Source organism: Aeromicrobium panaciterrae, from assembly GCF_039537165.1.
GTDB lineage: Bacteria > Actinomycetota > Actinomycetes > Propionibacteriales > Nocardioidaceae > Aeromicrobium > Aeromicrobium panaciterrae.
The window spans coordinates 1090841-1116019 of record NZ_BAAAZZ010000002.1; the positions used below are offsets into that span (position 1 = coordinate 1090841).

Below are 25179 nucleotides of genomic sequence, written 5' to 3' on the forward strand. Positions count from 1 at the left end.
TCACACGTGGAGAAATGTCTCGCCGGGATCGCCGAGGAGACGGCCAACCTCGGCCAGCACGTTCGATCCCAGCTCACCATCTACTAGGCGGTGGTCGAATGACATTGCCAGCTGAGTGACCTTCCGCGGGACGATCTCACCCTCCACCACCCACGGCATCGCTCTGACGGCTCCAAAGGCAAGGATCGCGGACTCTCCAGGGTTGAGGATCGGGGTCCCCGCATCCACCCCAAGCGCCCCGATATTGGTGATTGTCAGCGTGCCTCCCGACATGTCCCGTGGCGGTGTCTTGCCGTCACGAGCGGTTTGGACGAGATCACCGAGCGAGTCTGCGAGCGTACGAAGGTCCATCTCGTGCGCATCCTTGATGTTGGGCACCATCAGACCACGAGGGGTTGCCGCTGCGATTCCGAGGTTGACGTAGTGCTTGAGTACGATCTCCTGCGCGTCCTCGTCCCAGGTCGCGTTGATGTCAGGGAAGCGTCGGGCGGCGAGCAGAAACGCTCGCGCGACGAAGACCAGCGGAGTGATACGCACTCCTGCCCACGCCCGGTCCGCCTTCAGCCGGCCGACCATTTCCATCGTGCGGGTGACGTCCACGGTCAACCATTCCGTCACGTGGGGCGCGGTGAAGGCCGAACTCGTGACCGCTGCCGCGGACACTTTGCGGACGCCCTTGATCGGTATCCGTGTCTCGCGTCCCGCGACCTCGCTCAACGGAGCTCCGGTTGCCGCCGCTTCGACGTCTTCCCTAGTGATCCTGGATCCGGGCCTCGTACGCACGCTCGACAGATCCACACCAAGCCGCTTGGCGAGAAGACGGATAGGCGGGGCCGCACTGATGGACGGCTCGTTGCCACCGACGGGCACGGCCCTCCGGTCGCGTGGCTTCAGACGAAGTCGACGATCTGCGGCGCGAGTCGGCCCCGTCCCAACTAGGACCAGCGGCTGTTTCGCGGGTTCGGCCGGCTCCGCCGGTGCTGCCTCGGGTGAGGGGGTATCAGGAACAGGTTCGGCGGCGATTGGCTCAGCATCCGCCTCGAGGATGCTGACGATCACGGTGCCGACATCGACCGTCGAGCCCTCATCTGCGTGTATCGCCGCAATCACTCCGGCTGCCGGCGATGGGAGCTCGACGACAGACTTAGCCGTCTCAATCTCGACCAGGGTGTCGTTGATCGCGACGGTATCTCCCACCTTCACGCTCCACGTGAGGATCTCGGCCTCCGTCAGCCCTTCACCCACATCGGGCAACAAGAACTCCATCACCGCTCCTCCGAAAAGCTGAGGCTGCGCTCAACAGCATGCAGCACGCGGTCGACGTCTGGCAGGAAGGCGTCCTCAACACTCGCCGGAGGGTAAGGCAGGTTGTAGGCCCCGACCCTGAGTACGGGCGCCTCCAGCTCAAAGAAGCACGACTCGGTGATCTCGGCTGCAATCTCAGCACCAATGCCCATGAACGTCGATGCCTCGTGGACCACGACCATGCGCCCCGAACGGGCGGCCACAGCGCGCAACGTCTCGGTGTCGAGGGGCGAGATGGAGCGGAGATCAACGACGCCCACCGAGTAGCCGTCCTCTTCCGCTGCGACGGACGCTGCCAGTGCGGTCGCGACCGTGGGGCCGTGTGCGACCAGGACGCAGTCCGACCCTTCCTTCAGGATCGCTGCCTGATGAAGCTGGCGATCGGCAACCGGCGAGACCTCACCCCTGTCCCAGTAGCGTCGCTTCGGCTCGTAGAAGACAACCGGATCGTCGGAGAGCACGGCCTGTTGGATCATGTGAAATGCGTCGTTCGGGTTGGAGCACGATACGACTCTCAGACCAGCGGTGTGCGCGAAGTATGCCTCGTTTGACTCGCTGTGATGCTCAACCGCCCCGATCCCGCCGCCGACCGGAATGCGGATGACCAAAGGAACGGACAGCGAACCTGCGGAGCGCGATCTGATCTTGGCGAGCTGGCTGACGATCTGATCGAATGCCGGGTAGACGAATCCGTCGAACTGGATCTCGCAGACCGGACGGTACCCGCGAAGGGCGAGCCCGATCGCCGTTCCGATGATGCCGGACTCCGCCAACGGTGTGTCGACCACGCGTGAGTCGCCGAAGTCCTTCTGCAGGCCGTCCGTCACCCGGAAAACCCCACCGAGGGCGCCGACGTCTTCGCCCATGACGATCACGCGATCGTCTGCTTCCATGGCCTTGCGCAGGCCCTCGGTGATTGCGGACCCCAATGTGAACGTCGTCATCAGAGATCTCCTCCGACCAACGCGGTGAACGCGGCATTCGCCGTCCGTTCCCGCTCGATGAGGGGGTGCGGTTCTGCGTACACATTTCCGAAGATCTCGGCGAGGGTCTGACCCGTCAATTGCTTGCAGGCTTCGCGAGTGCTGACAGCGAGCTCATCCGCCTCAAGCTCCAGTCCCGCGAAGAAGCTGTCGTCGACCACAGAGGTTCTGAGGAACACCTCGACCCGGGCCAGTGGGTCGCGAGCTGTCCACAAGTCGAACTCTTCTTCGCTTCGATAGCGCTTCGGATCATCTGAGCTGCTGTGCCCACCGAACCTGTACGTCTGGGCTTCGATCATGGCCGGCCCACCTCCGTCGCGGATGCGGCTGGCGGCAAGCCCGGTGATCGTATGAACGGCAAGAACATCGTTGCCGTCGACGTGATAGGGCTCCAGACCGAATCCGGCCGCTCGTACGTGCAGCGGGGTCTGCATCTGCGTGGACGTGGGGGTTGAGATGGCCCACTGGTTGTTCTGGCAGAAGAAGAGGACCGGCAAACGGCCGGCTGCTGCCCAGTTGAAGGCCTCGTTGACGTCGCCCTGGCTCGCGGCACCATCGCCGAAGTACGTTGCGACAACCTCGTCGCTGCCCTCGAGTACTGCGCCGGTTGCATAGCCCGTCGCATGCAAGGTCTGGGTCCCGAGGACCAGCGAATAGATGTGGAAGCGATGATCCGCAGGATTCCAGCCGGAGTGCGCCAGGCCCCGCCACTGCCTCATCAGATCGGCGGGCCTCACTCCACGGCACAGCGCCGCTGCATGCTCTCGATAGCTCGGAAAGACCATGTCGGAATCTCGGAGCGCTCTGATCGAACCCACCTGCGCCGCTTCTTGACCCCAGCTCATCAGCCACAGGCTCAACTCGCCCTGTCGCTGCAATGACAAGGCTTCACGGTCGAAGCGTCGCGCGAGGACCATGTCACGGTAGAGGCCGCGTACGAGATCAGAGTCCACACCGATCGACTTCCCTGCCGTGGTCAGGGAACCGTCGGGTGCGAGCATCTGAAACATCGGCTGGCCCTCACGATCGGTCTCATTGGGCAGCCACTTTTCGAGGTTGCTGCGATGCGTCTCGCTCATAGGAGCTCCTGGGGCACAGATGGATCTAACGTCGTACCAGGGGTTCGCACAGGCGGGTGGGATTGTGCAGCCGATCCCGCAGTGGGCACCACCGTGGGAGCCGACAGGCTGGGACCGTCCGGTAGGCGGGCATCGAATGCCTCGAAAAGCACCGCATCGAGAACGTCAACAAGGTTCTCAAACGTACGAAGGACCGTGGTGGCGTGTGCAGGCGTTGCCTTGAACGTCGCATGGAATACGCGACGTCCGTTGCTCGGCCTTGTCAGCTCGGCTTCGAGGACGTCGACCCCGCGGCGGTGAAGGACGGATGCGAAGGCAAGAAGGTCCGAACGGGAACCCTCCGGATCCAAGGCCACCGTGATCGCGAACAGGCTCGCCGAGGTCATTGGACTACTGCCTTCAGGCTCTGCCTGCCGGCAGCCAGACGCTTCTGAACGAGTCTCGTGGCTGAAACCCCAGTCGTCTCGTGCGTACGGTCAAACACCCCGCACAACTCGGCTTTTCGACTAATCACCTCGGTAGTCATGAGCCCTCCTTCATCGGTGATCGGATGGCCTTGTGGGCTGTGCCGATCTATCTGTGCCACCGGATTACGGTGGCAAACTGATTACCAAATCCTGATTGACCGACGACTACGGGTCAATAGTTTTGCGATCAATGTGACAAAATATCCTGATGAGACCGAACTTGACAGGCAGGAAGTGTCAGGATGACAAGCATCGATCAGCTTGACTTTGAGTTGCTGGCCAAGCTCACAGTCAATGCGAGGGCAGGCATCGCAGAGCTCGCAACGGATCTTGGCGTCAGCCGCAACACGATCCACATGCGTCTACGCCGCCTGCAGGAGACTGGCGTACTTATGGGCTTCCGTCCCGTCATCAATTTCTCCGCAGTCGGAATGCCCGTGCAAGCATTGGTCAGCCTCGAACTGGACCAACGTCGATTGGCCAACGTCGTCGAGGGACTTCGAGGCCTGCCGGAGGTGCTCGAGGTGAAGATCCAGGCGGGTCGCGAGGACCTCTTGGTCCATGTCGCGATCAGTTCGCTGGAGGCGCTGCAGGTCCTCACAGCAGCGATCGTGGACATCGAGGGAGTTCGAAAGACCACGTCGACGTTCTCCGTCGCGACACCGATCCCGTTTCGCGTTCAGCCGCTGCTTGACCACATCACGACAGGCACGGGCTGGGGGCGTTCCACGCCTGCCCCGACTGATCTGTAGCCGACCACTGACGGATAGCTCGAACTCAGCACTCCACGACATTGAGAGCGAGACCGCCGCGGGAGGTCTCTTTGTACTTGTCCTTCATGTCTGCGCCCGTGTCCCGCATCGTCTTGATCGCCATGTCGAGCGAGACATGGTGAACGCCATCTCCGCGGAGCGCCATGCGGGCGGCGGCAATGGCTTTGACAGCGGCGACGGCATTCCGCTCGATGCAGGGGATCTGAACCAATCCGCCGACGGGATCACAGGTGAGGCCCAAGTTGTGCTCGAGGCCGATTTCTGCGGCATTCTCAACCTGCTCGGGTGTGCCACCAAGAAGTTCGGCCAGTCCGGCAGCGGCCATGGCACACGCGGAGCCGACCTCGCCTTGGCACCCCACCTCCGCGCCACTGATTGACGCATTCCGCTTGAAGAGCATCCCGATTCCGCCCGCGACCAACAGAAACCTTGCCACGCCGTCGTCATCTGCGCCAGGAACGAAGTTTGAGTAGTAGTGAAGGACCGCTGGGATGATTCCCGCGGCACCGTTGGTGGGTGCAGTCACCACCCGCCCACCGGCGGCGTTCTCCTCATTCACCGCAAGCGCGTAGACAGTGACCCAGTCCATGACGTCCAACGGTTCAATAGCCCCAGAGAGCGACACCAAATCGTCATGGACGCGCTTCGCCCGACGACGAACGCGCAGAGCACCTGGCAAATCTCCTTCGTGCTCTAGGCCGTTCTGCACACACGACCGCATCGCCTGCCACACAGTCATGAGGCCGGAAATCAGCTCGGCTTCCGAACGATGCGCCTTTTCGTTCTCGAGAATCACATCGCTGATGCGGATGCCTGCACTGTTCGCTCGCTCGAGCAACTCCCCTGCGGTGGTGAAGGGCATGGGGTCGATTTCGGCGGATGGTTCGGCTAGCGAGGCGGCGTCGTCTTCATCGACCACAAACCCGCCGCCGACCGAGTAGTACCTATTCTCGGCAACGACTGAACGAGAGGCGTCGCGAGCGACAAACGTCATCGCGTTGGAGTGGTAGCCGAGTCGCTTGCGACGATGCAGCACTAGATCATCCTCGACTGAGAACGCAATGTTGTGTTCGCCCAACAGCGCGATCTTCCCGGTCTTTTCAACTTCGCGCATGATTCCAGGCGTCAGCGACGGGTCCAGCGTGCCTGCTTCGCGACCCATCAGGCCCAACACGATTGCCGCAATGCTTCCATGGCCTCGACCGGTTGCGCCGAGCGAGCCAAAGAGTTCGACCGTCACTGACTCGACGCTGGCGAGCTGTGCGGGCGCAAAGCTGCGAATGAATCGGTTGGCAGCGCTCATCGGCCCCACCGTGTGTGAGCTGGAGGGGCCAACGCCAATCTTGAACAGATCGAGAACGGACACAGTCATGTCAGGAACGGATGCGTCCGTTGGTCGGGTCGTACAGAGGCTTAAGTGAAACGGTCACGGAATGCGACGCTCCGCCAACGTTGACTTCGTACGCACCGTCGCGAACCCAATCCGGGGAGATGGGCTCTCCGCCCGATTCCCAGACGTAGGCCAATCCCACGCAGGCGCCCAGCGTTTCCCCCCAGGCTGCAGACGTGACCTGCCCGGCGGGGACCCCGTCACGAAGCACCAGTTCACCTCCCCACAGCATTGGCTCGGGGTCGTCGACCACGAATGAGACCAGTCGACGGCGCGGACCTTCAGCTCGCGTCTTCTCCAACGCCTCACGACCCAGGAAGTCGATGTCGGTCTTGAGCTTGCAGGCGAACAGCAGTCCCGCCTCGACAGGGCTAAAGTCTGGCGTCAACTCTCGACCGAAGGCTCGATAGCCCTTTTCGAGCCTCATTGACTCGATCGCGTAGTAGCCGCCTGTCGCAACTCCGAAATCTTCACCCGCCGTCAGCAGATCCTCATAGACTCCGACGGCAAACTCAGCCGGCACATACAGCTCCCAGCCCAGTTCTCCGACGTACGTGATGCGGGTCGCCCTGACGGTCGAGTATCCAATTGAGATCTCTCGACTGGTCGCAAAGGGGAATGCTTCATTGCTGAGGTCTGCGCGGGTCAGCTTCGCCAAGAGATCACGCGAGCGCGGACCCATCACCCCGAAGACGGCCAAGCTTGACGTCACATCGAACAGCACTGCATCCAGTCCCGGAGGAACGTTCTTGCGGATGTGGTCCTTGTCCCGCTCGGTGGTTGCGGCACTTGAGACGATCAGATATTCGTCGTGCGAAGTTCGGGTCACCGTCACGTCAGATTCGTACGTACCATGACTGTTCAGCATGCCGGTGTAGACCGAGCTGCCGACTTCGACGGCAACATCTGCCGTGCAGATCCACTGGAGCGCCGATTCGGCATCTGCACCCTTGAGCACGTACTTGGAGAACGAAGTCTGGTCGAATACGGTGACTGCGCTCCGCGTGTTTGATTGCTCTATCGCCGACCATTGAAGCCAGTTCTGCTTGCCCCATGAGTACTCGATGTCAGCCGACTGTCCGAGCGGCGCGAAGAAGTTCGCCCGCTCCCAGCCCATTCGGCTGCCAAAGTTGGCGTTTCTCTTCTCAAGAATGTGATGAACCGGTGACCGTCGAAATGGCCGCGCGGTCGACATCTCCCGGTTCGGCCAAGGAATCTCGTAGTGGAGTCCAAGGATTTCACTGACGCGATCGTGGAGCCAGTTGACATTGCCATTGAAACTGGCGAACCGCCGGATGTCCACGCTGGTGAGATCGCTGGAGGGCTCGCCGCCGACAATCCATTCAGCAAGTGCCCGTCCCGCTCCGCCTGCAGACGCAATTCCGACGGAGTTGAAGCCGGCGCCTACGAAGAAGTTCGCCAGCTCTGGCGCTTCCCCGAGGATGAATTGGTTGTCGGGAGTGAAGCTCTCTGGGCCGTTGTAGAACTTCCGCACACCCGTGTCGTTGAGGGCGGGAATGCGCAGGAGTGCGTTGTCCATGAGGATCGAGAAGTGGTCCCAGTCCTCTTCCAGGAGTGCGAACTCGAAGGGGTACGGAATCGAGTCCGGGGAGACCCAGGGCTTCGCGTTGGGCTCAAAGCCACCCACCACAAGCCCGCCAACCTCTTCCTTGAAGTAGGTGTAACCGTCGGGGTCGCGAAGGATCGGCAGATCCGTGTGCACGCCGGCGAACGGCTCTGTGACGATGTAGAAGTGCTCCGCTGAGTGCAGTGGGACGTTGACCCCAGCAAGTGCGCCAACCTGCTTGGCCCACTGGCCTGCGCAATTCACCACTACGTCTGCCTCTATATCGCCCTGGTCGGTCTTCACCCCATTCACACGGCCGCGATCAGATGTCACACCAATCACACGAATGCGCTCAAAGATCCGAGCACCCGCGAGCTTCGCCCCTCTGGCCAACGACGCTGTGAGGTCGGTGGGGTTGGCCTTGCCGTCGCCCGGCAACCAGATCCCGCCCACGATGTCTTCCACCTGCATGATCGGATACTTCTCTTGGGCCTCCTCGGCATTGAGCAGGGTGCATTCCATCCCGAAGGCGACTGCGGTCGCTGCGGTGCGGCGGAGCTGCGTCATCCGATCCTCCGTGCGAGCAACTGTCACTCCCCCGCACTGCTTGTAGCCGGTGGCGAGGCCGGACTCGCTCTCGAGTTGGGAGTAGAGCTCGCCTGAGTACTGCACCAGTCGAGTGCCGCTCTCGGAAGCACGGATCTGCCCCACCAATCCAGCCGCGTGCCACGTTGTGCCAGACGACAATTGGCCCTGCTCCAGCAGAACTACGTCCGTCCAACCCAGCTTGGTCAGGTGGTACGCCACACTGGTTCCGATGATGCCTCCACCGATGATCACCACCTGGGCGCGAGTCGGCAGCGGAGCAGAGCTGGCGGGTCGTTCTGAGTTCATGAGCGTTCCATTCGACGTTCGGGGCGGCCGGTCTAGTCCGAGACCAAGACATCACCGATAAGGCGATCAAGGTCGGGGCCGTTGAGGTGAGAAAGGGCAATGTCCATCCGCTCTTGACTCCACTCCCAGAAGTCGAAAGCGAGCGGGCTCACGGCATGTTGAATTGCGCCCCAGAGGGTCCAGCCGTATTGCCCCACGATTCCTTGGAGTCGGGCGCGAGCGAGCTTGGCGGCTGAAGGGCGCCCGAAGTAGGACGTCACCAAGAGCTCAAGCTGGTCCAAGTCGAGTCGGCACTCGCACCAGAGGTTGCCCAGCTCAAAACAGGGGTCGTTGTTGCCCGAGTACTCGTAGTCGATCAACCACAACTTGTCGCCGTCGTCGACGAAGTTTTCTGCAAGTAGGTCGTTGTTGCATGGCACTGTCGGCCCGGGGGTGGCCGAGAGCGCTACGCGAATCTTCTCTATCTTGGGGGCTTGCTCCAAGTAGCGCGGGGGGATCTTGAATCCGTTGCGCCGAACGGTTTCCCAGTAGCCCTGCTGTCGTTCGAACATATTGAAGTCGTTGACGAACCTCGGGCCCTCGTGCAGTCGCCTGCAGCTCTGCGCTGCTCGCTCGATGACCCCTGGCTTGCCGAAGTCTGAACGGCTCAAGGTCGAGCCTTCGATGAATCCGATTACGAGGATCCCGAGATCAGGTCGATATGCGAGCACAGGCGCACCCACTCCTGCTTCTTCGGCCGCAACGCTGTTGCGAAACTCAATGTCCCTGTCGATCTCCAGCGCTTCGGCATTCGTATCGCTGCAGCGCACCACGAACACTCCGTCCGGCGTCGACACCTTGAGATTTCGGTTCGTCAGCCCACCAGACAGTTCCTCGACGCGCCGAGGCGCGCCAGCCAGCACCGGAATCTCGTCGAACAACATGTTCAGTTGCTCGTCGGTGAGCGAGTGAGTGGTCATGCAACACCTAAGGACTGGATCTTGCCGGAAGGAGCGGGCCTGGCTTGGTCGAACGACTGCGACGACGCTGGCGCTACGTGGATCGACCTGCTCAGTGTCTACGTGGCGAATGATGCGGGTCGTCCAACCGGTCCCGCTGGGCGGTACCGCATCGCCCATCGCACCGGGCCGAGTCGATCTACGATCGAGCCGACCCCAATGCACCTCGCTGTCGCGATCATCAGGAGGATCCCGTGCCCCCCCGAGAAGGCATCCGCCTCGAGCACGTGCTTGATTCAGCTGTGAGCACATCTCTCGACGGGCAGCCAATCGTGCACGCCGTGATGAGCAAGTGGTCACAGCGACCGGCCAGGGGCATCATCTTCGACTTCAATGGCACGCTGTCCAATGACGAACCGATCCTTGAGCAGATCTTCACCGGCTTGTTTCGCGACCACCTCGGTTGGGCGATGTCGGCGCACGAGTACACCACTCGCCTTCTCGGCCGAAGCGACAGGGAAATCGTCGAGTTCGCAGTACGCGAACACGGCTCTGGGGAGGTCAGCTTGGTCGAGCGCCTCCTCACGCTCCGCAGCGAGAAATACCGGGAGATCGTGGCCACTGAGTCCCCCATCACGTCGGGAGTCCTCGACCTCGTGCGGCTCCTGCACAACGCTGCCGTCCCCATGGCGATCGTGACAGGCGCTCAGCGCGCAGACGTACGAGCTGTACTCGACAACTCCGAGGTCGGGGCGATGATCCCGGTTCTGGTTGCGGAGGAGGATGTCACCCGCGGGAAGCCCGATCCTGAAGGGTTCCTAATAGCTGCGGACCTCCTTGGGCTACAGCCGGCAGACCTTCTCGTCTTCGAAGATTCGATCCCAGGCGCCGCTGCTGCCGCCAACGCCAAAATGACTTGCATCGCTGTCTCTGACGGCCCCTCAGACGCCTTGACCTCCACGGTCGCCGCGCACGTCACCACGCTCGACAGTCGCATCCTCACCAATGTCGTCCTCTGAAACCAACCAGGAGCGCCAATGCCTGCCAACCTGCTGAATCAAGACCTCGACGAGCTCGACCCAGATGTGGCGCGGGCAATCCGCGACGAGGAGACTCGGCAGGAGTCAACTTTGGAGATGATCGCGTCCGAGAACTTTGCCCCGGCCGCTGTCATGCAAGCTCAGGGTTCGGTGTTGACCAACAAGTACGCGGAGGGATACCCGGGGCGTCGTTACTACGGCGGTTGCGAGAACGTCGACGTGATCGAGCGGCTTGCCATTGACCGGGCACTCGCTCTCTTTGGCGGTGAGGCCGCCAATGTGCAGCCTCACTCCGGCGCTCAAGCAAATGCTGCCGCCATGGCTGCTGTGCTTGAACCTGGCGACACGATCATGGGCCTTGCGCTGGCTCATGGAGGCCATCTCACCCACGGCATGCGCATCAATTTCTCGGGACGCTTGTACAACGTCGTTCCATACCATGTGGGGCAATCGGACCATCTGATCGACATGGCGGAGGTTGCCCAGCTTGCGGCCGAGCACAAGCCTCGCTTGATCATCGCCGGCTGGTCTGCCTATACACGCCACATCGATCTCGCTGGCTTCCGCAAGATCGCGGATGAGGTGGGTGCCTACCTCATGGTCGACATGGCGCATTTCGCTGGGTTGGTTGCTGCCGGGCTACACCCGAACCCCGTGCCGATCGCAGATGTCACGACTCTGACGACTCACAAGACGCTGGGCGGGCCGCGTGGCGGCGTAATTTTCAGCCGCCAGGAGCTTGCAAAGAAGATCAACAGCGCCGTATTTCCAGGACAACAAGGCGGACCGCTCGAGCATGTGATTGCTGCCAAAGCCGTTGCCTTCAAGGTGGCCGCCTCAGACGAGTTCCACGATCGCCAACGGCGCACTCTCGCTGGCGCGAAGCTCCTCGCTGAGCGGCTTACGGCGCCCGACATGCGAAGCGAGGGCATTGCGCTCGTAAGCGGTGGGACCGATGTACATCTCGTGCTCGTCGACCTCCGCGAATCAGAACTCGACGGACAGCAGGCCGAAGACCGCCTGCACCAGGTGGGCATCACCATCAATCGCAACGCGGTGCCCTTTGACCCGCGACCACCCATGGTTTCGTCTGGCCTCAGAATCGGTACACCGGCCCTGGCCACGCGCGGCTTTGGCAACGAAGAGTTCACCGAGGTCGCCGACATCATCGCCCAAGCGCTCAAGACCGATTTCGACACCGCACTTGCCGCTGCTCTCCGTGAGCGAGTGACGCAACTGTCGCTCCGCGTTCCACTTTACGGATAGACAACGTTACGGATAAAGAGGCGCGGGAACGCCAGCCCACCGACCACGGGCGTGCTGCAACCTGACGTCAACCGGAGTTCTGCATGGCCCCCGCACGGTCGCGTGCCAGGTCGAGTGCGATGTCGACGATCATATCCTCTTGACCGCCAACAAGCCGCCGGTTACCCACCTCAACCAAGATCGAGCGAACGTCAAGGTCGTAGCGATCAGCTGCGGCCTCGGCATGGCGCAGGAAACTGGAGTACACGCCAGAATATCCAAGAGTCAGAGTTTCCCTGTCGACTCGAACCGGGCGATCCTGCAACGGTCGGACCAGGTCGTCGGCGGCGTCCTGAAGCGCAAATAGGTCACATCTGTGCTCCCACCCTTGGAGCGTGGCGACCGCAATGAATGCTTCAATCGGGCAGTTGCCGGCTCCCGCGCCGTGGCCCGCGAGGGACGCATCGACACGAGTGACGCCCTCCTCGACTGCCACCACAGAGTTGGCCACGGACAGAGACAGGTTTTCGTGCGCGTGGATGCCCAGCTCGGTGGAAGGTTCGAGGACGTCTCGGTATGCGCGGACACGATCTCGGACTCCAGACATCGTGAGACGTCCGCCCGAGTCGGTGACATAGACGCAATGCGCACCATAGCTCTCCATCAGTTTTGCCTGTCCGGCAAGCGTTGCCGGCTCTGCCATATGACTCATCATCAGGAACCCCGAGACATCCATCCCGAGTTCGCGCGCAGTCTCAATGTGCTGAGCCGACACGTCTGCTTCGGTGCAGTGCGTCGCTACGCGGACAGAGCGAACACCCAGGGAGTAGGCATGTTTGAGTTCCGCGACCGTCCCAATCCCCGGAAGCAACAGCGTGGTGAGCCGGGCATGGGTGAGGTTCGCTGCGGCCGCCTCAATCCACTCCCAATCAGTGTGCGACCCCGGGCCGTAGTTCAGCGAACCGCCCGCTAGACCGTCGCCGTGCGCGACTTCGATCCCATCGACACCGGCAGCGTCGAGCGCAGCAACGATTCTTCCCACATCCATCGGCGAAATGCGGTGCCGAATTGCGTGCATACCGTCCCGAAGAGTGACGTCCTGGACAAAGAGCCGCTCGTTCATGCGCCTACCCCGATCCGGGAGTTACGGTCCGCGAGACGCTCGGCCACCCGAAGTGCCGCTGAGGTCATGATGTCGAGGTTTCCGGCATACGCGGGCAGGTAGTGCGAAGCGCCCTCAACCTCCAGAAACACCGAGACCTGATGCGTCACGCGAGTGCCGCCAGCCAGCGTATGGACAGGTTGATCCGGCGGAATCGGCACGATCTGAATCTCCTGCTTCAGGCGATAGCCCGGCACGTACTCGCCAACACTCCTCACCATGTCCTTGACGGATGTGCGGATCGCCTGTTCATCTGGATCGGCTACCAGCGCAAGCACGGTGTCGCGCATGATCATCGGCGGTTCAGCCGGGTTCAGGATGATGATCGCCTTGCCCTTGGCTGCTCCGCCTACAACTTCGATCGCATGTGACGTCGTCTCGGTGAACTCGTCGATGTTTGCCCGAGTGCCTGGTCCTGCCGACCTCGATGAGATTGACGCGACTATCTCGGCGTACACGACAGGCGTCACCTGGTTGATCGCGGCGACAATGGGAATCGTGGCCTGCCCGCCGCAGGTCACCATATTGAGGTTGTCGAGGGCGAGATGCTCCTCAAGATTCACAGCCGGGACCACGTACGGCCCAAGGGCTGCGGGGGTCAGGTCGACGAGGAGCTTCCCGTACGGCTCCAATGCGGCGGCGTTCAGTCGGTGCGCTCCCGCGGACGTGGCGTCCAGCACGATCTCGATCCTGTCGAAGTCGGGAAGTCGCTTCAGACCTTCAACGCCCTCCGCGGTCGTCGCCACGCTCAGACTCGCGGCGCGGGCCAGACCATCCGACTCAGGATCAATGCCGACCATCGCTGCGAGCTCCAGGGTCTGCGACAAACGGAGGATCTTGATCATCAGATCCGTGCCGATGTTGCCCGACCCAATGATCGCGACCTTCGTACGAGTCATGCTCGCCCCCCAGTGAAATGAGCCGACACCTGGCCGAGACCGGTGATTGAGGCAACGACGATCGCGGAGGGTCGGAGAGGCACCATCGGCCCAAGGGCCCCTGACAGAATGATCTGCCCAGCCTGCAGAGGATCCCCAACCTCACGCGCTGTGCGCGCCAGCCAGGCCAGCGCCGTCAGTGGGCTGCCGAGCGAGGCGGCGCCGTGTCCCGCGGACACGATTTCACCGTCGATCGACATCGTCATCTCTGCTGCAGCCGGGTCGAACCCGTCCAGCGGGACACGTTCCTCTCCCAGGACAAAAAGCCCACTCGACGCATTGTCGGCGACGGTGTCCGCGTAGCTGATGTTCCAGCTGTCGACCCGGCTGTCAACAATCTCGATCGCGGGCGACGCATACGCCACAGCGTCACGGACTTGATCCTCATCCAAGACCCCCGAGTCGAGGTCAGCTCCAAGAGTGAAGGCGATCTCTGCCTCGGCTTGCGGCTGCAGAAGAAGCCCGAACGGGATGAGGTCGAGGGCGCTGACGTTCATGTCGTCGAAGAGCACTCCGAAGTCTGGCTGGTCGACGCCGAGCTGTTGCTGGACCGCCGACGAAGTGAGGCCAATCTTGCGCCCGATCACCGTTGAGCCCGCGCGAAGACGTTCATCGGTCAACGCCTGCTGCACCCGGTACGCCATCGTTGCGTCAATCAGGTCCCGCACGGGAGCGCACGGCTGGCCGGTCTGGGCGGCAACGAGCAGGCGATGCGCGGCCAGCTCCACCGGGTCGGAAGTCAATGTTCTACTCATGAGACAAGCCTGTTGCGACGCAGCCGCCTGATCCAGCAATCGGTCCCGCCTAGCGGATTCGAGTCGAGTCAAACGTCCCTGAGTCAGCTGTGCCCGCTATCGGGCGCGGTGCGCTCGAACCGCTGGGCGGCGGCGCTGAGACTCGGGGCGGACTCGAGTAGTCGCTTGGTGTAGGGATGCTGAGGAGATGCGAGCACGTCGCGCGTCAAACCCTGTTCACAGACAAGACCGTTTTCAAGAACCAAGACGTTGTCGGCAATTGCGGCAACGACGCCCAAATCATGCGTGATGAAGAGCAGTCCGAGGCCCAGTCTGGTACGAAGTTCGTCAAGCAGCTCAAGCACGGCCGCCTGGACCGACACATCCAGAGCTGAGGTGATTTCGTCACAGACTAGGAGTTCTGGCTCGGCAGCAAGCGCTCGTGCGATCGAGACGCGTTGGCGTTCGCCACCTGACAGCTCACGTGGGTAGCGGCTGGCAACCCGAGCCGGCAATCGGACACTTTCAAGGAGGCGATGAATCTCAGAGTCTCGGAATTCACCTTTGACTCCTCGAAGTCGCTCAAGCGGACGTGCAAGAGCGGCCTGGACAGTCTGGCGCGGATTGAGCGCTTCGCTGGGGTTCTGGAAGATCATCTGTACGCGGCGCCGGTGGTCCAAAGAGCGTCGCGCCGCCGAGAAACTCAAAGGCTCACCATGAAGTTCGACGCTGCCGCTTGCCTGCGGATGCAAGCCGGCAATCGCTCGAGCGATAGTCGTCTTGCCCGATCCCGACTCTCCGACCAACGCGACACAGCTCCCGGCCTGGATCTCAAACGAGACGTCGCTGGCCGCCACAACTTCGCCCGCTCGCGAACCGTAGGAAGCCTTCAGGTTGGCGACCTTCAGCACGGGCGTCGCGTCGGTGGAAGCGAATGACTCCAGTGAGGGCGTCGGGCTAATAGGCGCCGATCCACTCGAGCGATCGTGCTCAAAACACCGAACCTCGTGCTTGGGTGCGACCAGAACCAGGTCCGGCAACGCCTCGTCGCAGGCATCCTGGCGAATAGGGCAACGTGGACTAAAAGCGCACCCGTCGTGTTGCTCACCAATCCCTGTGGCGATTCCCGCCATCGCATGCGGCAGCCCTGGGTCGAGGTGGTCAGGAATCGAGGCGATGAGACCCTTCGTGTAGGGGTGCACAGGCTTGTTCAGCACCTGTTCGGCCGTCCCAAGCTCAACGATACGTCCGGCATACATGACCGCGACGCGGTCCGCGAGTTGCGCGACAACGGACAGATCATGACTGACGTAGACCATGGCGATCCCGCGCTCATCGCGGAGCCGGTGGAGCTCCTCAAGCACCTTCGCTTGAGTCACCACATCAAGTCCAGTTGTCGGCTCGTCCAGTACGACGACGGGCGCACCGGACGAGAGCGACACTGCGATACACACTCGCTGCTGTTGCCCCCCGGAAAGCTGGTGCTTGTAACGCTTGCCGAACTCGGGCGTCGGAGGCAAACCAACTGTGCCCAGCATCGTCAGCGGATCAGTGGTTTCCGCCTGGCGAGTTTGATGGGCATCGATCATGTCGCGAATGGCTGAAGCGATCCGCAACGACGGGTTCAACGCCGTGCCCGGATTCTGTGGCACGTAGGTCACGAGTCGTCCACGAACTGAAGCTCCTCCGCCCGGCATATCGACCGACTGACCCTGGATGGAAATGACACCCGAGGACTGACGGAGGCCAGACTCAGTCCAGCCGAGCAGCGCCAATGCAGTGGTCGTCTTTCCCGAGCCTGACTCACCGACCAGACCCAGAATCTCCCCCCTCTGCAGGTCGAGACTCAGATCCAGGAGGACGTCGTGTCCTGAAGTTGTCTCTACGGAGAGATTGCGCACGGAAAGCAAAGTTTGGGTCATGCGGAGTTCCTTGACTGCCCGAGGCGCGCGACGTATCCGTCGCCGACCAGGTTGATCGCAATAGCCAGAACTCCAAGTAGGAGCCCTGGGCCAAACACGGACCAAAGGTTGCTAGACACCACAGCTCTGTTCTCAGAAACCATCAGCGCCCAATTTGCATCAGGAGGGGATGCACCCAGACCGAGGAAGTTCAAGCTCGCAACGAGCATCACGGCGGCACCGAATCTGATGCCGACGTCAGCGATCACGACCGGAAGGATGTTGGGAAAGATGTCTTTGCGAAGGATCTGGGCTGTGGGCTCTCCCCGCGCAACTGAAGCCTCGACAAACCCTCGAGTTGCGACGGTCTGCGTCGCCGTTCTCACAACTCGGATGACACCTGGGACGACGACAATCACAACTCCAATCACGATGACTGCTCGGCCCCGGCCAGCGGCACCCAAGAGCACCAAGAGCAGCAGGATCGGTGGGAACGAGAGAACGACATCTGTGATGCGCATGATCACTGGGTCGGCAACCGACTTGCTGAACCCGGCGTACATCCCGAGCGAAAGGCCGATCGCGTACGTGATTACCGTTGAGATGGCAGTCAGGATGAGCAGTCCTGCGCCTCCGTGGAGCATGCGACTCACTACATCCCGCCCAAGGAAGTCAGTGCCCAGCCAAGCGTCGACGCTGGGACGACTGCCGGGCAGTCCGATCGGTTCGTCGATCGTGTGTGGCGCAACTAGGGGACCGATGAAAGCGATGGCCAGAATCAGGCCTATCAGCACAAGGCCGACGACACCACGGGTACCGATTGCACCGTGAACCATCGAAAATCGCGAGCGTCGCCCCTCGACGTGTGCGCGCCGGCTCATCGTGTGGGCCTTACAGCGGGGACGAGTAGAACCACCAACATGTCAGCCGCAATGTTGATGAGTATGAAAGCTCCAGCCAAGGTGACGGCCACAGTCTGCACGACGGGGATGTCACGACTGCCCACTGCGCTCAGCAGGTACTGACCGACACCCGGGTAGTTGAATACTCCTTCGACGATGATGATCCCGCCGATGAGATATTGAACCGCCTGTGCCGTGATCTGAACGCTCGGCGCAACGGCGTTTCGGAGCACGTAGCGCCGAAGCACCTTGGCCCGCGGCAACCCGTTGAGCTGAGCGAGCGTCACGTAGTCCTCACGCGTGACCTCAATGACACCCGTACGAATCTGCCGGGCGGCGCCCGCCACCGTGACGCTCAGCAGGGTGATTATGGGGAGCGCGAGAATGTCGGGATGGGACAGAGCGCTCTCCCCAGGAGCGAGGAGTGAAACCGGAGGAAGCCAGTCCAACCATTGGAAGAAGACGAGCGTCACGACGGCACCAAACACGAACTCCGGAAGCGATCCGAGGAGAAGCGAGGTCGCAGAGGTGACGTGGTCGGCTGCCTTGCCCGCGTGGGTACCGGCAAGTGCTCCGAGAGCGACTGATAGCGGCACCAGAAGTATGAACGTGAGTCCTGCCAGGGTCAGACTATTTCCCAGAGCTGGCCCGAGCTGATGGCCAATGCTCGGGTCGGATCCTTGCACCACTGCCGCACTCGACTTGCCGAGATCGCCGGTCACAAGGCCGCCCAACCAGTCCATGTATCGAAGCGGTACAGGGCGGTCGAGGTTGAGTTCTTGTCGAATGGTTGCGACGCGTTCGGGAGTCGCATTCTTCCCCAGAGCAGCTGTGGCGACATCGCCGGGAAGTATGTTGCACGCAAGAAAGACGAGGATCGAGCACACGAGCAGTGTCAGTAAGCCTGCAACGATCCGTCGTAAGAACATGTGGAGGATCGGACGGTGCCGTGCCGGACGCCCCGGGATGGGCGTGTGTTCCGGTTTGATCTCAATGAGCGAAACCATGACGTATCACCCCCAGCCTTGACGAAGGCCACTGATGAGGTTGTCTAGATTTGTCTCCGCGCCGTGGGCTGCGTGCTTGTGCAACTCGCCAAATCGTCCTCGGTAGAACAGGAGCGGCGCGCCGCTGCCGACTTGTACCTCCTCGACCCGACCGACGACGAGCAGGTGGTCTCCAGCCTGGTGCACATCTTGGATCGTACAGTCGATCCATGCCAGGGATCCGTCGATCCGGGGTGAGCCCGTATGGCGCCCAACCCATTCGATTTCGGCAAACTTGTCGCCTCCCGATCGACCGAATGTTTGGCACACGTCGAATTGATCCGAGTGCAGAACATTAATCCCGAAGGCCCCTGACGATTGGATGTCGGCCCAGCTAGTAGAGCTGTGAGCAACAGCCACCGCCACCAGGGGTGGATCCAGAGACAGCGAGAAGAAGGACTGACATGCGAGCCCACGGGGCGCACCGTCATGCAGCCCTGTTACCACCACAACGCCACTCGCAAAGTGCCCGAGTGTCGCTCGGAACTTTTCGGCGGGCACCGTCATGAGCGTCATTAGCTCGTGGCCGATGCGCTTGACGCACGTCGTCCAGCCACTCGGCCCATTGCGAGCGCGTCTGCGATGTGAAATCCGCCGTCCTTGCACCAGCTGTAGGTCGAACTGATGTTTCCCGCTGCGTACAGCCCCCCAATGACCTGTCCGAAAGGATCGACGACCTCCGCGTGCTCATTGCGGCGAGGTCCGCCGTTTGTCCAGCCCAGCATCGGCCCCCACGTACACGCGTAGAACGGGCCCTCGCTAATCGGCAGAAGAGTCTCCGGCGATCGTCCGAACTGCTCGTCGCGCCCCTCCGCACAAGACCTGTTATAGCGCTCGATCGTCTCCTCAAGAGCCGTGGGATCGAGGCCGACAATTGTGGCCAGCTCCCGAATTGAGTCGGCCGTCTGAATCCAGCCCTTGTCGATTTCGACGCTATTGTCTTGGCTCCAGACGTAGCCCTCGACAAGCAGGTTGTAGCCGACCGGCCACAGATCTAGGTTGGGGCAGACTGGTCCGTGCTTTCGCGTGGCTTCATCAAAGATGAAGATCGACGGCTTCGTTGGGAACAGTTCGTAACTTCCACTGACTAGCGCTTGACCGTGGCCCATGTGCGGGACTTCATTTGCGAAGCGAGTACCGTCTCGGCCCACAAATACATAGCCAAGCCGCTGTGGGTCGAAGAGGAAGCCGCTGTCGAAATCGGGTACGCGAATACCAACTGCCGACATCATGTTGTCCATGTGCCATAGATCTGCGCCGGCCTTCATGGCCATCTTGATTCCGTCGCCGGTTCCTGCCTGACTCCCCCAGACCACCGGTTCTCCACCGATTCCGAGGTAGTCGCGGACCATCTCAGAGTTGTTCTCGAAACCACCGGTGGCGAGCACAACTCCGTTGCGAGCCCTTATGCGGAGAGTCTTGCCGTCGCGCTCGGCGACCAAACCGACGACGCGGCCACCGGGACTGGCCTGAATCAGCTCCACAGCCCTGGTCTCCATCAACACGTCGATTGGCCGATCATTCACAGCCTGCGCCAGGGAACGCCACAGGACTTCTCGCCCGAATGCACCGCCGATCCCGATGTACCCGACGTACCCGTCACTACCGGGAAGCTCCGGGTATTCCGGGCCAGGCGTTGACTGAACCGCAGTGGGTAGACCAAGGCTCTCGATCCACTCGGTGTTCTTCGAGGTCTCTTCCGCCCACACTTGGACGATCGGCTCGGGGAGGGGAAAGTCACCGCTCAAGGCCCGCAGGTATTCCGCGCTCTTCTCTGGGCTTGTCGAACTGAACCACACGCCGCCCGAGACGCGGAGATTGCCACCTTGACGATGCTCATCCATCTTTTCGAGGACGATCACGCTTGCGCCGAGGTCACTCGCCGTGATGGCAGCGCTGCAGCCTGCTCCGCCAAAGCCAACGACAAGCACATCGGTGACCAGGTCCCATTCCTCGTCAAACGCCTCATCACTGATCATGGGTGCTCCTTGGATTCGCTTCTGTTCGAGTTCGGCAGTCAGAGTGCATGCTGCGCAGACCCAGTCAGCTCGACACCCATGCTGACCCCAGTCCATGCTTGGTAGACCGGTCCTGCGATGTGCACGGCATGGTTCAGACCCGCGTGAATATCCCGCCAAAAGCGCTGGACCGGCTTGTCCAGACGAATGGCGTTTCCACCTGCACTGGCATAGAGCGTGTCGACAGCCCGCGCGGACCTCCACGCAGCTGCCACCTGATCACGCCGGGCATCGGCGCGCATGAGCAGGGAGGCTTCGGCATCTGTCGAGACCGTCTCGTAGATGCGGTGCATGTTGTCCAGCAGCTGGCTACGCGATGCAGAGATCTCAGCGGATGCTTCGCCGATAGCGGCCATCACATGGGGATCTTCCGAGGCCCGGGTCTGGAAGACGGTGACTCGCGAACGTTGGTAGTCCAAGGTTCCTGCCAGTGCGCCTTCTGCCATTCCGAGAACTGATGCGGTGATAGCGCTGGGGAACAATGCCATCCAAGGGAGCCGATACAGAGCGGACTTTCCCGCCCCGAGCTCGCCGGAAAACAGTTGCTCTTCATCAACGGTGCGGTGGGTCGGGATAAACGCATCCTTGACAACGAGATCCTTGCTTCCGGTTCCCTTGAGACCGGCAACCTGCCAAGAATCCTCGACGATTTCGTAGTCGGATCGGGGAAGGACGAAGTGCCCGCCGCGTGCCTCGGTCGTTGGGTTGCCGTCAGCGTCGACAAATATCCCTCCGAGTACGGCCCATTGACAATGATCCGTACCCGACGAGAAGGGCCATCGACCGTTGAAGATGTAACCGCCTTCCACTGGACGGGCTCGGCCCATTGGTGCATAAGGCGACGCGATCCAGGTATCCGGGTCCGTACCCCAGATTTCCTCCTGAACTCGAACGTCGAACAATGCAAGCTCCCACGGATGAACGCCCACGACACCAGACACCCAGCCGCTCGCACCGCACGACGATCCGAGTGCCATGACGGCCTCGAGGAATTCGCACGGATGCGCTTCAAGCCCACCGAACTGCTTGGGCTGGAGCATGCGGATCAGCCCAGAATCCTTGATCGCTTTCGCGGTGTCATCTGGCAGGCGCCCCAGGTCCTCAGCCTGACCGGCTCGCTCCTGGAAAAACCCTGCCGACTTCTCGATCGTCTCGAGCACCTCGTGACCCATGCCATATCCCTTCGCGGACCGCGGCCCGGAGCGGTTGCACCATCATCCGGCTGAGGACGTGACGGTAGGCCGGGATCATAGAATCGAACAGACGCCGGGTCCCGCTGTACGGAACCCACATCTTCTTGGAGCCAAATACAACCAACCGTCTGGTTGCGTTACTCTGCTCGTATGGCAACAGATGGTGAACGCCGCCTACTCGACGCTGCGATGACAGAATTCTCTGAGCGCGGCCTCGCCGGGGCTCGGGTGTCACGCATCTCCGAGCGCGCCGGTGCAAACAAGCAATTGATATATGCCTACTTCGGGGACAAGGATGGCCTGTTCGACGCGGCGTTGGAGAAGAACAATCTCGATCTCAACGCCGCTGCACCCTTGGACCCCCACGATTTGCCAGGATGGGTCGTCACCTTGTTCGACTACATCACTGCTCATCCAGAGGTGATGCGATTGACCCTCTGGCAGTTCCTTGAACGGCCCGAGAGCGTCAACGCAAACATCGAACGAGACTACGGACCATACTTGGAAGGTGTCGCCGAGGCTCAGAAGGCTGGCGAGCTCACCAACAGCATCTCTCCGCTTGATCTGATCGTCATACTCTCTGGGATGGCAACCTCGTGGTACTACGCATTTGCCACCGTGCGCTCTATCCCTGGCGACACGACCTGGAGTGATGAAACCCTCGACAGGCACCGCGCTGCTCTGCACGAAGCCGCTCGACTGTTGGTGACCAGGTCCTCCAACTAGGAGCCACAGCGACATTTCTGCGCCGCACCCGGCTACCTAACCAAACGGTTGACTGATCCTGAAGTGAGAGTTATCGTTCTCCAAACATCTGGTTGGTTACATCTTTGGAGGCGTGATGACAGCCTTACCGCTCGCACTGGACAGCCTGCCCGAACCGGATTTGGTTCGAGACCCCCTCGACCACCGCGATTCGGTTATCGTGCGAATCTCAGCGATCGTCGACGCCTTCGACCCGGCTACACCTGTCCTCTCTCTAGGCCGTCTGATGGAGCGAACCGCACTGCCCAAGTCCACCGTCTACCGCCTTACCGAGCAGTTGGTTGAACTCAGGTGGTTGGAGCGTTCGGCCTCTGGATACCGGCTTGGACTGAAGTTCTTCGAGATTGGCGGATTGGTCGGTGCGCGCAGCCGCCTCCGGACCAACGCGATGCCCCATCTGCAGACTCTGCGCGATCAGGTCGGCCAATCTGTGCACATGGGCGTTCTCGACAATCTGGATGTCGTCATCCTCGCGAAGATTTGGGGACTCGAGTCGACGATGCCCACATGGGACGGCGGTCGTATGCCGGCATATTGCACAGCCACGGGAAAGGTCCTGCTGGCTCACTCTTCCACCGCTGTCGTGGAAGCCGCGATTGCGCGTGGCCTCCCCCGTCGAACACAGGCCACGGTCGTACACCCTCTGGTGTTCAGAAACGGGCTCGAAAAGATTCGCAACGACGGCTTCGCCGTTGAATACGAGGAGAACGTTGCTGGGTTGTGCTGTGTAGCTGCGCCCATCCTCGATCATGCTGGCAACGTCGTGGCCGCTGTGTCGGTGAGCGGCTCCCTCTACTCGTTCGACCTGGTTCGAGCCACACCATTCGTTGTCCGCTGCGCGGCCGCCATCTCGGGTCACCCCTCACCGAAGAGACGATAGGGCCACGCCTTCTCTCACCGCCAAGGCCGCAAATGTCCGGTAGCGGTGCAAGGAATGGGCGCGCACGCCGAGCCGGGTCAGAATCGCGAACCCTGCGCCTCCGTTCGGAAACTGTGTACCGGCAAAGCGCAAAGCGACAACGGCGGTACCCCTAGAGACACGCGACGCTAGAGCACAACGGGAGCGCCATACTCGGTTGGCGCGCCCAGCCACTCGCGATTCGACAACGGCGTGGAGCCATCGATGTCGACCAGACCGAACTCAGCCCCGAGCTCAGCGCCCCAGAACGCAAGGCCAGATCGCTCCATCAGATGTGGATCTCTAGCAAGCGCGTCAATGACTCGGCCTGTGTACTCGGGGCTCTCGGAGTTCTCGTACATTGGTCCCATCGTCTCTGGATTCTCTTCCAGTTCGCGGAGCGCTCGCTCCGTTCTCAGAAGGCCCATCCAAATGACGACAGAGGCGATGTTGTGCGGCCGAAGCTCGACTGAGAAGTCGTGCGCCATCTTGTCCCCGCCCGCATGTGCCGCCCCATACGCGGGTCCGATCATGTACATCCGCCCTCCAGGGGCGGATGTCGTCACAATCAAGCCTGATCGTTGAGGAAGCATCAGTGGGACGGCATGATAGGCGGTCACGTAGTGCGATCGGAGTCCGACGTCTAGAACGTCAACCTGGTTAAGATCTTGGTTCCAGAAGCCTTCGACATCCGGCTTCTGATCCCTTAGAGCGAAGGCATTGTTGACGAGGATGTCAACATGCCCATGGTCACGCCGAACCCTTTCGAAGAGTTCGCGTACCTGTTCGTCATCGCGATGGTCACATACGACGGCAATTCCCTTACCGCCACGCTCCGTGATTTCGTCAGCCGTTGCCGTGACAGTTCCCGGCATGCCATCTTCACTCGAGCCTTCAGTGGCAGTGCGCCCAGTGACGTAGACGGTGGAACCCGGAGCGAGTGCGAGTGCGATGCCCTTGCCAGCTCCGCGACTGGCACCGGTGACGACGACTACTCGATCAGTGCTTGTGCTCATGAGTCCCCGCTACGCCGTCATTACTGGAGGAGCGTCGGGATACTCCACCGGTGAGCGATGCCCCCAGAAGCTTGGAGCTGTGATCTCGTACGTCGTCTCTTTCGACGGATCTTCGATGCGGATGCCCGAGTACCCAAATTCTGCGGCTGCCCCATCCGGTGTGCAGCAGTAGAAGGAGATCATGTGGTCGTTGGTGTGTCGACCGAGGCCCCACTGCATCTCGACGTTGTTGTCGACGCAGCGATCAAGGGCCCGACCCACATCATCGATCGTGGCCCCTTCGACCATGAAGTGCGCCATGTGTCCCGGGATCTCGTCTCCCCAGAGCCCGAGGGTGTGGTGGCGAGGATTGCAGCCGAAGAAGTACATCGGGACTATGCCGTCGTCGCCCAGGTCGACCTGCATGGTGTTGCGGCGGTGAAATCCCAAGAGCTCGCGGAAAAGGTGCTGAGACTTGGCGATGTCCTTGGACCCGATCACGATGTGTCCCATACCCATGTCACCCGTCACGAACCCACTCACCAGCGGGGTGACGACCGGAACGTGGTCCAGGATCGGTCCGTAGAAGAGTTCGATCGGTACGCCTGAGGGGTCGGTGAACCGGGCGAACCCGCTGACCTTCTTCTCGAGCGCCTCCTCGGGCGATCCTTGAGTTACCGGATAGCCGTTGCCATCGAGCTTCGCGCTCAACTCGGCAAGCTCCAGGTCGTCACCGACCTCAAAACCGATCGCGGTCAGAGTCGGCTCAGCGGCAGGACTGATCACCAAACGGTAGGGCCGATCGTCGGTACGGTAGTACATCGATTCCGGATCAGCGCCATCGACTGGCATGAAGCCGAAGACGTCGGTCGCAAACGTGCGCCACTCCTCGAACTTGTTGGTCGACCAGTGGATGTAGCCGAGTTGTCGAACGGGCATGCGAACT

22 protein-coding genes are annotated in these 25179 nt (G+C 61.4%); 5 read left to right on the plus strand and 17 right to left on the minus strand.

The features are described from left to right. The 3 genes from ABD683_RS06125 to ABD683_RS06135 are packed head-to-tail and all read right to left on the minus strand — an operon-like array spanning position 1 to position 3367. Positions 1–1266, minus strand: a complete 1266-nt coding sequence (locus ABD683_RS06125) for a dihydrolipoamide acetyltransferase family protein (RefSeq protein ID WP_344768245.1) — start codon at positions 1264–1266, stop codon at positions 1–3. Then, on the minus strand, positions 1266–2249 hold the full coding sequence (locus tag ABD683_RS06130; protein ID WP_344768247.1) for an alpha-ketoacid dehydrogenase subunit beta: 984 nt from the start codon (positions 2247–2249) through the stop codon (positions 1266–1268). Before ABD683_RS06130 ends, ABD683_RS06125 begins: the two co-directional genes overlap by 1 nt. Further along, complete coding sequence (locus ABD683_RS06135; protein WP_344768248.1) at positions 2249–3367, minus strand: thiamine pyrophosphate-dependent enzyme; 1119 nt, start codon at positions 3365–3367, stop codon at positions 2249–2251. The genes ABD683_RS06130 and ABD683_RS06135 overlap by 1 nt, the downstream gene beginning before the upstream one ends. Positions 3368–4076: 709 nt before the next feature. On the opposite strand from ABD683_RS06135, the gene ABD683_RS06140 reads away from it, so the two are divergent. Next, entirely contained in the window at positions 4077–4586 is a 510-nt protein-coding gene (locus ABD683_RS06140) for an Lrp/AsnC family transcriptional regulator (RefSeq protein WP_344768249.1), read from the plus strand. Positions 4587–4611: 25 nt separating this feature from the next. Here the strand turns inward: ABD683_RS06140 and ABD683_RS06145 are convergent, their stop codons facing one another. From ABD683_RS06145 to ABD683_RS06155, 3 genes are read right to left on the minus strand one after another with little or no spacing between them, the layout of a single operon-like run. Further along, positions 4612–5979: an L-serine ammonia-lyase gene (locus tag ABD683_RS06145; protein ID WP_344768250.1), complete on the minus strand. Its 1368-nt coding sequence runs from the start codon at positions 5977–5979 to the stop codon at positions 4612–4614. A 1-nt stretch (position 5980) separates the two neighbouring features. Next, a complete protein-coding gene (locus ABD683_RS06150) occupies positions 5981–8458 on the minus strand; it encodes a GcvT family protein (RefSeq protein ID WP_344768253.1) in 2478 nt (825 codons plus the stop codon). Between the two features lie 32 nt (positions 8459–8490). Then, positions 8491–9417, minus strand: a complete 927-nt coding sequence (locus ABD683_RS06155; RefSeq protein ID WP_344768255.1) for a phosphotransferase — start codon at positions 9415–9417, stop codon at positions 8491–8493. Between the two features lie 323 nt (positions 9418–9740). Between ABD683_RS06155 and ABD683_RS06160 the strand changes: the two genes are divergently transcribed. After that, positions 9741–10415 (plus strand): HAD family hydrolase, encoded by a 675-nt coding sequence (locus ABD683_RS06160; RefSeq protein WP_344771568.1) that lies wholly within the window; start codon positions 9741–9743, stop codon positions 10413–10415. A gap of 18 nt (positions 10416–10433) precedes the next feature. Further along, positions 10434–11702 (plus strand): serine hydroxymethyltransferase, encoded by a 1269-nt coding sequence (glyA, locus tag ABD683_RS06165; protein WP_344768256.1) that lies wholly within the window; start codon positions 10434–10436, stop codon positions 11700–11702. Between the two features lie 67 nt (positions 11703–11769). On the opposite strand, the gene dmpG is transcribed toward glyA, so the two are convergent. From dmpG to ABD683_RS06205, 9 genes are all read right to left on the minus strand, one after another. Further along, on the minus strand, positions 11770–12804 hold the full coding sequence (gene dmpG / locus ABD683_RS06170; RefSeq protein ID WP_344768257.1) for a 4-hydroxy-2-oxovalerate aldolase: 1035 nt from the start codon (positions 12802–12804) through the stop codon (positions 11770–11772). After that, positions 12801–13742: an acetaldehyde dehydrogenase (acetylating) gene (locus ABD683_RS06175; protein WP_344768258.1), complete on the minus strand. Its 942-nt coding sequence runs from the start codon at positions 13740–13742 to the stop codon at positions 12801–12803. The genes dmpG and ABD683_RS06175 overlap by 4 nt, the downstream gene beginning before the upstream one ends. Beyond that, on the minus strand, positions 13739–14536 hold the full coding sequence (locus ABD683_RS06180) for a 2-keto-4-pentenoate hydratase (protein WP_344768260.1): 798 nt from the start codon (positions 14534–14536) through the stop codon (positions 13739–13741). Before ABD683_RS06180 ends, ABD683_RS06175 begins: the two co-directional genes overlap by 4 nt. 83 nt (positions 14537–14619) lie before the next feature. Beyond that, on the minus strand, positions 14620–16437 hold the full coding sequence (locus ABD683_RS06185) for an ABC transporter ATP-binding protein (protein WP_344768261.1): 1818 nt from the start codon (positions 16435–16437) through the stop codon (positions 14620–14622). Then, positions 16434–17297 carry an ABC transporter permease gene (locus ABD683_RS06190; protein ID WP_344768262.1) on the minus strand — a complete coding sequence of 288 codons (864 nt, stop codon included), beginning with the start codon at positions 17295–17297 and terminating at the stop codon, positions 16434–16436. The genes ABD683_RS06185 and ABD683_RS06190 overlap by 4 nt, the downstream gene beginning before the upstream one ends. After that, positions 17294–18325 (minus strand): ABC transporter permease, encoded by a 1032-nt coding sequence (locus ABD683_RS06195; protein WP_344768264.1) that lies wholly within the window; start codon positions 18323–18325, stop codon positions 17294–17296. The genes ABD683_RS06190 and ABD683_RS06195 overlap by 4 nt, the downstream gene beginning before the upstream one ends. 6 nt (positions 18326–18331) lie before the next feature. Beyond that, positions 18332–18880 carry a flavin reductase family protein gene (locus tag ABD683_RS18540; RefSeq protein WP_425548484.1) on the minus strand — a complete coding sequence of 183 codons (549 nt, stop codon included), beginning with the start codon at positions 18878–18880 and terminating at the stop codon, positions 18332–18334. Further along, entirely contained in the window at positions 18880–20343 is a 1464-nt protein-coding gene (locus ABD683_RS06200) for an FAD-dependent oxidoreductase (protein WP_344768265.1), read from the minus strand. Before ABD683_RS06200 ends, ABD683_RS18540 begins: the two co-directional genes overlap by 1 nt. A gap of 38 nt (positions 20344–20381) precedes the next feature. Next, positions 20382–21554 (minus strand): acyl-CoA dehydrogenase family protein, encoded by a 1173-nt coding sequence (locus ABD683_RS06205; protein ID WP_344768267.1) that lies wholly within the window; start codon positions 21552–21554, stop codon positions 20382–20384. A 171-nt stretch (positions 21555–21725) separates the two neighbouring features. Between ABD683_RS06205 and ABD683_RS06210 the strand changes: the two genes are divergently transcribed. Then, positions 21726–22301, plus strand: coding sequence for a TetR/AcrR family transcriptional regulator (locus ABD683_RS06210; RefSeq protein WP_344768268.1), 576 nt, complete (start codon positions 21726–21728; stop codon positions 22299–22301). A gap of 115 nt (positions 22302–22416) precedes the next feature. Then, positions 22417–23220 carry an IclR family transcriptional regulator gene (locus ABD683_RS06215; protein WP_344768270.1) on the plus strand — a complete coding sequence of 268 codons (804 nt, stop codon included), beginning with the start codon at positions 22417–22419 and terminating at the stop codon, positions 23218–23220. A gap of 167 nt (positions 23221–23387) precedes the next feature. Here the strand turns inward: ABD683_RS06215 and ABD683_RS06220 are convergent, their stop codons facing one another. Both ABD683_RS06220 and ABD683_RS06225 read right to left on the minus strand, forming a co-directional pair. Next, entirely contained in the window at positions 23388–24254 is an 867-nt protein-coding gene (locus tag ABD683_RS06220) for an SDR family NAD(P)-dependent oxidoreductase (RefSeq protein WP_344768272.1), read from the minus strand. Between the two features lie 9 nt (positions 24255–24263). After that, on the minus strand, positions 24264–25172 hold the full coding sequence (locus ABD683_RS06225; RefSeq protein ID WP_344768274.1) for a VOC family protein: 909 nt from the start codon (positions 25170–25172) through the stop codon (positions 24264–24266). Between the last annotated feature and the right edge of the window lie 7 nt (positions 25173–25179).

Bases quoted from the DNA above. Each gene is read 5' to 3' on its own strand.
- ABD683_RS06220 (WP_344768272.1), bottom strand. From the start codon at position 24,254: ATGAGCACAAGCACTGATCGAGTAGTCGTCGTCACCGGTGCCAGTCGC.
- ABD683_RS06140 (WP_344768249.1), top strand. From the start codon at position 4,077: ATGACAAGCATCGATCAGCTTGACTTTGAGTTGCTGGCCAAGCTCACA.
- ABD683_RS06200 (WP_344768265.1), bottom strand. From the start codon at position 20,343: ATGATCAGTGATGAGGCGTTTGACGAGGAATGGGACCTGGTCACCGAT.
- ABD683_RS06135 (WP_344768248.1), bottom strand. From the start codon at position 3,367: ATGAGCGAGACGCATCGCAGCAACCTCGAAAAGTGGCTGCCCAATGAG.
- ABD683_RS06205 (WP_344768267.1), bottom strand. From the start codon at position 21,554: ATGGGTCACGAGGTGCTCGAGACGATCGAGAAGTCGGCAGGGTTTTTC.
- glyA (WP_344768256.1), top strand. From the start codon at position 10,434: ATGCCTGCCAACCTGCTGAATCAAGACCTCGACGAGCTCGACCCAGAT.
- dmpG (WP_344768257.1), bottom strand. From the start codon at position 12,804: ATGAACGAGCGGCTCTTTGTCCAGGACGTCACTCTTCGGGACGGTATG.
- ABD683_RS06185 (WP_344768261.1), bottom strand. From the start codon at position 16,437: ATGACCCAAACTTTGCTTTCCGTGCGCAATCTCTCCGTAGAGACAACT.
- ABD683_RS06210 (WP_344768268.1), top strand. From the start codon at position 21,726: ATGGCAACAGATGGTGAACGCCGCCTACTCGACGCTGCGATGACAGAA.
- ABD683_RS06150 (WP_344768253.1), bottom strand. From the start codon at position 8,458: ATGAACTCAGAACGACCCGCCAGCTCTGCTCCGCTGCCGACTCGCGCC.
- ABD683_RS06175 (WP_344768258.1), bottom strand. From the start codon at position 13,742: ATGACTCGTACGAAGGTCGCGATCATTGGGTCGGGCAACATCGGCACG.
- ABD683_RS06225 (WP_344768274.1), bottom strand. From the start codon at position 25,172: ATGCCCGTTCGACAACTCGGCTACATCCACTGGTCGACCAACAAGTTC.
- ABD683_RS06130 (WP_344768247.1), bottom strand. From the start codon at position 2,249: ATGACGACGTTCACATTGGGGTCCGCAATCACCGAGGGCCTGCGCAAG.
- ABD683_RS06145 (WP_344768250.1), bottom strand. From the start codon at position 5,979: ATGACTGTGTCCGTTCTCGATCTGTTCAAGATTGGCGTTGGCCCCTCC.
- ABD683_RS06195 (WP_344768264.1), bottom strand. From the start codon at position 18,325: ATGGTTTCGCTCATTGAGATCAAACCGGAACACACGCCCATCCCGGGG.
- ABD683_RS06155 (WP_344768255.1), bottom strand. From the start codon at position 9,417: ATGACCACTCACTCGCTCACCGACGAGCAACTGAACATGTTGTTCGAC.
- ABD683_RS18540 (WP_425548484.1), bottom strand. From the start codon at position 18,880: ATGACGCTCATGACGGTGCCCGCCGAAAAGTTCCGAGCGACACTCGGG.
- ABD683_RS06215 (WP_344768270.1), top strand. From the start codon at position 22,417: ATGACAGCCTTACCGCTCGCACTGGACAGCCTGCCCGAACCGGATTTG.
- ABD683_RS06180 (WP_344768260.1), bottom strand. From the start codon at position 14,536: ATGAGTAGAACATTGACTTCCGACCCGGTGGAGCTGGCCGCGCATCGC.
- ABD683_RS06190 (WP_344768262.1), bottom strand. From the start codon at position 17,297: ATGAGCCGGCGCGCACACGTCGAGGGGCGACGCTCGCGATTTTCGATG.
- ABD683_RS06125 (WP_344768245.1), bottom strand. From the start codon at position 1,266: ATGGAGTTCTTGTTGCCCGATGTGGGTGAAGGGCTGACGGAGGCCGAG.
- ABD683_RS06160 (WP_344771568.1), top strand. From the start codon at position 9,741: ATGAGCAAGTGGTCACAGCGACCGGCCAGGGGCATCATCTTCGACTTC.